This is a genomic window from Mesobacillus campisalis (assembly GCF_000986785.1).
Classification (GTDB): domain Bacteria; phylum Bacillota; class Bacilli; order Bacillales; family Cytobacillaceae; genus Mesobacillus_B; species Mesobacillus_B campisalis.
In genome coordinates this window covers 1-4,725 of sequence record NZ_LAYY01000051.1, presented here as the reverse complement: position 1 = coordinate 4,725, position 4,725 = coordinate 1, and the positions used below count along the sequence as shown (strand labels likewise).

The 4,725-nt window shown below is 45.9% G+C and carries 3 protein-coding genes, 2 rRNA genes and 1 riboswitch; of the genes, 1 reads left to right on the top strand and 4 read right to left on the bottom strand.

Going from position 1 to position 4,725, the window contains the following annotated elements; all coding sequences use genetic code 11:
- Positions 1–137: riboswitch (Lysine riboswitch) on the top strand. This riboswitch is flagged as partial in the annotation.
- A gap of 123 nt (positions 138–260) precedes the next feature.
- Positions 261–1,142, top strand: coding sequence for a 4-hydroxy-tetrahydrodipicolinate synthase (gene dapA, locus WQ57_RS22095; protein WP_046525885.1), 882 nt, complete (start codon positions 261–263; stop codon positions 1,140–1,142).
- A 60-nt stretch (positions 1,143–1,202) separates the two neighbouring features.
- Here dapA and WQ57_RS22090 read toward each other — a convergent pair whose 3' ends face one another.
- The 4 genes from WQ57_RS22090 to WQ57_RS22075 all read right to left on the bottom strand — a co-directional run.
- Complete coding sequence (locus tag WQ57_RS22090) at positions 1,203–2,201, bottom strand: hypothetical protein (protein WP_241481610.1); 999 nt, start codon at positions 2,199–2,201, stop codon at positions 1,203–1,205.
- 266 nt (positions 2,202–2,467) lie between these two features.
- Entirely contained in the window at positions 2,468–3,697 is a 1,230-nt protein-coding gene (locus WQ57_RS22085) for a Bcr/CflA family efflux MFS transporter (protein ID WP_046525884.1), read from the bottom strand.
- Between the two features lie 185 nt (positions 3,698–3,882).
- Positions 3,883–3,998: ribosomal RNA gene (gene rrf / locus WQ57_RS22080) — 5S ribosomal RNA — on the bottom strand.
- A 205-nt stretch (positions 3,999–4,203) separates the two neighbouring features.
- Positions 4,204–4,725, bottom strand: a 23S ribosomal RNA gene (locus tag WQ57_RS22075); the annotation flags it as partial.

The window sequence follows — 4,725 nt, the reverse complement described above, 5'->3', positions numbered from 1 at the left end:
GATAATGAGGTCCATTGAGGATTGGGGAAAGGGGTATTTGCCGAAACTTTGAGAACTCATTCTTCTTAAAGTTGGTTCTGTGATTGAATAAATGCAGAACTGTCATATAGGGAACTATATGGAGGGCTATCTTACGCACAGAAACGAGTGATTTGATATTTGTTTCTACTGCAGCAGCGGCCACTCGGTGCTGTTTTTTTGCGTTTACCGGAATCCAATCTTCCCGAGGAATGTAAAATACGAATAAAGGATGAAGAGAAATGACGAATTTTGGACAAGTGCTTACGGCAATGGTGACACCATTTGATGCCCATGGTGAAATTGACTTTGAGGCAACAAGGAATTTAGTGGACCACCTCATTGAAAACGGCTCAGATGGCCTGGTTATTGCAGGAACAACCGGAGAGTCCCCAACCCTGACGAACGAAGAAAAAATTGAGCTATTTAAATTTGTGGTGAAAGCCGTCAATGGCCGCGTTCCTGTTATTGCCGGGACAGGCTCCAACAATACAAAAGCGTCCATCAGCCTTACTCAGGCCGCCGAAAATGCAGGGGCAGACGCAATCATGCTTGTCGCTCCCTACTACAATAAGCCGTCACAGGAAGGTTTATATCAGCATTTCAAGGCAATTGCCGAGTCCACTTCCCTTCCTGTCATGCTTTACAATATTCCAGGGCGCAGTGTGGTCAACATTTCTGTGGATACGATTGTGCGCCTTTCGGAAATCAAGAACATCACCTCTGTAAAGGAAGCCAGCGGAAATCTGGATGATATGGCCGAAGTCATCAGCAGGACTCCTGCCGATTTCGCTCTATATAGCGGCGATGATGGTCTTACCCTCCCAGTTCTGGCAATCGGCGGCACAGGAGTTATCTCTGTCGCATCTCATGTCATCGGCAACGAAATGCAGGAGATGATTTCCCATTTTACAAATGGAAGGCTTAAGGAAGCAGCTGCTGCCCATCGTTCCCTGCTTCCAAAAATGAAAGCATTGTTCTCGGCGCCGAGTCCTTCACCGGTTAAGGCGGTATTGAATGGGAACGGAGTCAATGTGGGCGGTGTCCGCCTGCCAATGGTCCCGCTCGGTGAAGAAGAGAATGCCCGGCTCCAGGAGCTATTCGCCACAGTGTCCAATAAATAATATGTAAAAGGACTTCCACATAATTTCGGAAGTCCCTTTTTATGCCTATCATGCTCTTTCCTATGCAAAACGGTAATAAATCAGCACAAACGTGGACAAAACAAAAATGAAGTTGAGGAACACAAAAATAAATTGATCCATCTTTGTTTTGTGCATTTTAATTGGAGGGTTATAGAAGGAAACTCCCTCAATAATAAAGATCAAGAGGACAACGTGCACCATAAAATGGCCAATGATTTCCGTCATCCCAAAAAGCATCGTGGTCATGATAAAGATAATCGTTACCACTAGTCCTAACACTCTGTTAAGAATACCGACCACAAGCAGATAGCCTACAATAAATTCAATAAAGGCGGCCATGACAATGAACAGAGCTGGCTCAAATCCGAAAGTAGGCACACTGTGGCTTGCGACGATATCGAGGGACATGCTTGGATAAACCCATTTTTCAACCGCAACCCAGCAAAGTGAAAGGCCTGTCCCCAAGTATAAAAATGGGAAACCAATTTGCTCAAATCTGGTTCTGGCGATCAAAATGACAGTGAAAATGGAAATATAAAACCCATAATCAAGCATATAAAACAGACCATGCACAAAAGTAGACTGAATAAACAGACCGATCAGGATAGCGGCGGCAGCCTTTGCTGGCAGATGATAAGGAATTAAAAGCAATCCGATCGAAACCCATACCAAAATGGCAGTCAATGTACTTGAAACTGGCAGTTCAGGAGCAAACAGAGTGCCGTTTACCACCTGAATGGTCAGCGCTATGGCTGTTCCATATTTTAAAATATGCCTGGAATACTTTCTATAGCCTGAAAGCCGCTCATCCCATTTCGCGATGGCCCTCCACTGTGCTATTTTGGGAATCAGCAATGTCAGTGTCCCTAATACTACTGCAGCAATGAGAGCAAGTGCCATGAAAAACGGAGTAAGGATTTGTTCGATATTTTCTTTCTGAGGCACTATATCTGTGAACCATTTCACATGAGCGTCTGTATAAAAAGGAGTTGTGAGAACTCCGATAAAAAGCAAGATGGGTAGGAATTTTTTCATCATAGAATGGTCCTCCTATAGTTAACATCATAATCATAGTGTTAATATACTACATAATTCGATAGTCCCAATACATAAAGTATGAACAATTTGTGAAAAAGTTCACAGATGTTTTTTCCTATAAAAGTAATATGTACCTGCATCAAGCAAATATGATGTTAGCATGTGCCATTGATCCTTTTATTAATTCCTATAGGAAGTGCTTTATAATAATGAAAAGGATGAAACCGCCTTGGTTTCATCCTTTTTATATTTTTTTCGAAAAAGTGTCAGCTGCCTACCTTCAGCTTCATGCTTTCCTTCGTTTTTGCTTCTTTGGTCAATGTAAAAAAAGCAATTGCCCCCATGGCGGAGGTAATAAAGAGTGCGGCTCCCATTGGAACAGCTGTCGTTTCGTTAATTCCTACAAGTGGGGAAACGATCGAGCCAAGTGTTAATGGAAGAAGGCCCAGGACCGCGCTTGCACTACCTGCCCGATGCCCCTGGTTCTTCATAGCCAATGTAAAGGAGCTTGTCAGAATCATTCCCATTGTGGTCATATAGATGAAAATCGGAATGACAAGTGAGGCCAGCGGCCCTTTAATGACTGTCACAACCAGGAGGATTGAGGTCGCAGTTGCGGCAGTAATCACGGCAATCCTCAGGAGCCGTCTTTCATCAATGAAGGCACTGAAACGTCCAATGATAAAACTGCCAGCAACAATCGCAAAACCGTTTATGCCGAATAGAATGCTGAATACCTGGGGCGAAACCTGATAGATGCCCTGATAAACGAAAGGCGTGCCGGCCACATAAGCAAAACTGCCTCCGTGGATGAATCCAACTGTCAATGCATAACCGATAAATGACCTGTCTTTAAACAAGCTGCCCATTGTATGGACAGAGTGCTTTATAGAGCTTGGGGTACGCTTTTCTGGCGGCAGGGTTTCCTTTAGCTTGAACGCCATGACCAAAACAATAAGTAATCCGAGCAGGCTAAGGAAATAAAAAATCGTGTTCCAGCTGGCAAACGGCAATAGCAGGAGAGCTCCCCCAGCCATGGGTGCAATCATCGGCGCGGTGGAATTAATGACCATTAACAGCGCAAAGAACTTGGTCAGCTCCCTTCCGGTAAACACATCCCGTACAACGGCGCGTGAAAGGACAATCCCTGCAGAAGCGGTAAAGCCCTGCAAAAATCTGGCGACAACGAAAGTGGTGATATTGGGAGCCAGGGCACAAAGAAGCGAGGACAAGGCAAACAGAGAGATCGAAACCAATAAGGGCTTCCTTCTGCCCCTGGCATCACTGATTGGCCCGATGACAATCTGGCCAACTGCGAGTCCAATGAGGCAGGCTGTCAAACTGAGCTGTACCAGCGAAGCACGTACACCCAAGTCATGTGCAATCTCGGGAAAGCTCGGCAAATACATATCAATATTAAAGGGACCGAGCATTCCCAGCATGCTGAGGAGAAAAGCGAGGGCTATACGCTCTTTTCCTGTAGGATTATGGAACATAAGAATCAACTTCCTCTCTTGCTGTACTTGGATGAAAAAACAAACTTATAAATTACCAACCTATTTACGGTTAAAAATACTTTTATATTTTACCATAATAGTTCCATAAGGCTGTAATGCAGTAAACCGAGAAAGTGAAACATAAAATAAAAAAGAACAGCTGAATTGAGCTGTTCTTTCATCTTGCCTGGCAGCGTCCTACTCTCACAGGGGGAAACCCCCAACTACCATCGGCGCTGAGAAGCTTAACTTCCGTGTTCGGCATGGGAACGGGTGTGACCTTCTCGCCATCACCGCCAGACTATTTTATTGAAATGAGGGTTGTTCCCTCAAAACTGGATAATGCATTTCAGAAGGTTTGCAATTTCGAGTATCGTTCTTAACTTGTCCAGCTCCGGCTCCTAGCCTCTCGAGTCGCTTCGTTCCATCATTTGAAGTCAAAGAACGACTTCAATTGCTGGCTCTCCAGCGCTAGTCGAGACTGTACAGTCGCCTCCGCTTTTCGTTTGGTTAAGTCCTCGATCGATTAGTATCAGTCAGCTCCACACGTCACCGTGCTTCCACCTCTGACCTATCAACCTGATCATCTCTCAGGGATCTTACTAGCTTGACGCTATGGGAAATCTCATCTTGAGGGGGGCTTCATGCTTAGATGCTTTCAGCACTTATCCCGTCCGCACATAGCTACCCAGCGATGCCTTTGGCAAGACAACTGGTACACCAGCGGTGCGTCCATCCCGGTCCTCTCGTACTAAGGACAGCTCCTCTCAAATTTCCTGCGCCCACGACGGATAGGGACCGAACTGTCTCACGACGTTCTGAACCCAGCTCGCGTACCGCTTTAATGGGCGAACAGCCCAACCCTTGGGACCGACTACAGCCCCAGGATGCGATGAGCCGACATCGAGGTGCCAAACCTCCCCGTCGATGTGGACTCTTGGGGGAGATAAGCCTGTTATCCCCGGGGTAGCTTTTATCCGTTGAGCGATGGCCCTTCCATGCGGAACCACCGGATCACTAAGCCCGAC

Coding starts and splice junctions, on each gene's coding strand:
- dapA (WP_046525885.1), top strand. CDS start 261: ATGACGAATTTTGGACAAGTGCTTACGGCAATGGTGACACCATTTGAT.
- WQ57_RS22090 (WP_241481610.1), bottom strand. CDS start 2,201: ATGATGAAAAAATTCCTACCCATCTTGCTTTTTATCGGAGTTCTCACA.
- WQ57_RS22085 (WP_046525884.1), bottom strand. CDS start 3,697: ATGTTCCATAATCCTACAGGAAAAGAGCGTATAGCCCTCGCTTTTCTC.